The organism is Micromonospora maritima (assembly GCF_902825405.1).
Lineage (GTDB): Bacteria > Actinomycetota > Actinomycetes > Mycobacteriales > Micromonosporaceae > Micromonospora > Micromonospora maritima.
Genome location: NZ_CADEAU010000766.1, coordinates 1 through 1,829 on the forward strand (window position 1 = coordinate 1; position 1,829 = coordinate 1,829).

Genomic DNA, 1,829 nt, shown 5'->3' on the forward strand with positions numbered 1-1,829 from the left:
GGCACGGCCGAGGGTGACCCCGCGCTGCGGCCGGGCCGGCGGATCGCGCTGGCCGGCGTGCCCGAGCCGGTCGCCGGCGTGTACGTGCTGACCGAGGTGGTGCACACCGTGGACGCGGACGGCCACCTGACCCGGTTCTCCACGGTGCCGCCCGAGCCGTCGCCGGCCGCCGCCCCACCGCCGGCCACGGTCACCCTCGGCACCGTCACCGACGTGGACGACCCGGACCGGCTGGGCCGGGCCCGGGTGACGCTGCCCGCGTACGGGGACCTGGACGCCGGCTGGCTCGCGGTGCTCTTTCCCGGCGCGGGCCGGGGCAAGGGGATCGTCGCGCTGCCCGACCCGGACGACACCGTGCTGGTGGCGCTGCCCGGCGGCGAGCCGGCCTCGGGCGTGGTGCTCGGCTCGCTGTTCGGCACGGTCGAGCCGTACGACGCGGGCATCGTCTCCGGGCGGTCCCGGCGCTGGTCGATGCGGACCGGCACCGGCCAGTCGATCGTGATCGACGACGACGGGCGCACGCTGCGGCTGGCCACCGACGCCGGCAGCTTCGTCGAGCTGCGCCCCGAGCTGACCACCGTGCACGCCGCGGGTGACCTGGTGCTCTCCGCACCCGGCCGGGCCATGGTGGTACGCGCCCGCACCGTGGACTTCCTGCACGCCCCGACGGCGGAGGACGCCGAGACCGCCGCCGCCCAGGCCCGTACCCTCGCCCGCTCCCACGGAGGTGGCTGATGCGCTGGATCCACCGCGACTCGCTGATCACCTGCGGACACGACGGGCGGGTGCAGAACCGCCCGTCGCAGCACTGGGTCACCGTGCGGAGCGTCCCGGTGCTGGTGCGCCCCGACCCGGAGGGGCGCGAGATCACCGCCTGCCCGAACTACGGCCCGACGATCAAACCCTGCCTGCGCACCACGTCCGTCACCGTGGGCTACAGCACCTGGCTGCGGGTGGACCGCCAACCGGTGGTGCTGTCGCACCTGGACGGCCTCACCGACGGCACCCCGCCGGGCGCCGTGCACCACCAGGTGCGCGACCCGCGGCAGACGTTCCTGGGGGCCGACGCATGAGGGCCTTCCGCTTCGTCGGCGCCGGCTTCGACGCCGGTCGCGCCGGTGGCCTGGCGCTGACCGCCGCCGGCGGCCTCGCCATGACCGAGGGCGACGAGACGGTACGCCAGGCGCTGTACCTGCTGCTGTCCACCACGCCCGGCGAGCGGCTGATGCGTCCCGGCTACGGGTCCCGGCTGCACCGGCTGGTCTTCGCGCCCAACGACGACACCACCGCCGGGCTGGCGATCCACTACGTGCGGCAGGCGATCCGGCGGTGGGAGCCCCGGGTCGAGGTGCTCGACGTGGACGCCGGGCCCGACCCGGACGACCCGTGGCGTCTGGTGATCCGGCTCGACTACCGGGTCCGGGCCAGCCTCTTCCCCGGCCAGCTCGTGTTCTCCGTCGACCTGCTGCCCGCCGACGAGCAGCCCGGCGACATCCCCGACGAGGAGGCCACGTCATGACGCTGCCGGTGCCGCACCTGGACGACCGCGCCTTCCTCGACCTGGTCACCGAGGCCCGGGAACGGATCCGCCGGTCCTGCCCGGACTGGACCGACCTGTCCGCGCACGACCCGGGCGTGGCGCTGCTGGAGGCGTTCGCCTACCTGACCGAGGTGATGATCTACCGGCTGAACCAGTTGCCGGAGAAGGCGTACGTGGCGTTCCTGAACCTGCTGGGCGTGACCCGGCACCCGCCGGCGGCGGCCTGGGCGGACGTGCGCTTCACCCGCACCGGCGCGGACCGCGGCGCGGTCCGGGTGCCGGCCGGCAC

At 75.4% G+C, this 1,829-nt stretch carries 3 protein-coding genes and 1 pseudogene; all 4 read left to right on the forward strand.

Annotation, left to right across the window (positions count from 1 at the left end; translation table 11 throughout):
• A partial coding sequence (locus tag HUW36_RS32060; protein ID WP_246248428.1) for a phage baseplate assembly protein V occupies positions 1-735 on the forward strand: 735 nt, incomplete at its 5' end.
• Positions 735-1,073 carry a hypothetical protein gene (locus HUW36_RS32065; RefSeq protein WP_174531485.1) on the forward strand — a complete coding sequence of 113 codons (339 nt, stop codon included), beginning with the start codon at positions 735-737 and terminating at the stop codon, positions 1,071-1,073. The genes HUW36_RS32060 and HUW36_RS32065, both read left to right, overlap by 1 nt.
• Positions 1,070-1,519, forward strand: coding sequence for a GPW/gp25 family protein (locus tag HUW36_RS32070; protein ID WP_174531486.1), 450 nt, complete (start codon positions 1,070-1,072; stop codon positions 1,517-1,519). The genes HUW36_RS32065 and HUW36_RS32070 overlap by 4 nt, the downstream gene beginning before the upstream one ends.
• Positions 1,516-1,829 (forward strand): annotated as a pseudogene (locus tag HUW36_RS32075) (putative baseplate assembly protein); the annotation flags it as partial. The gene HUW36_RS32070 and the pseudogene HUW36_RS32075, both read left to right, overlap by 4 nt.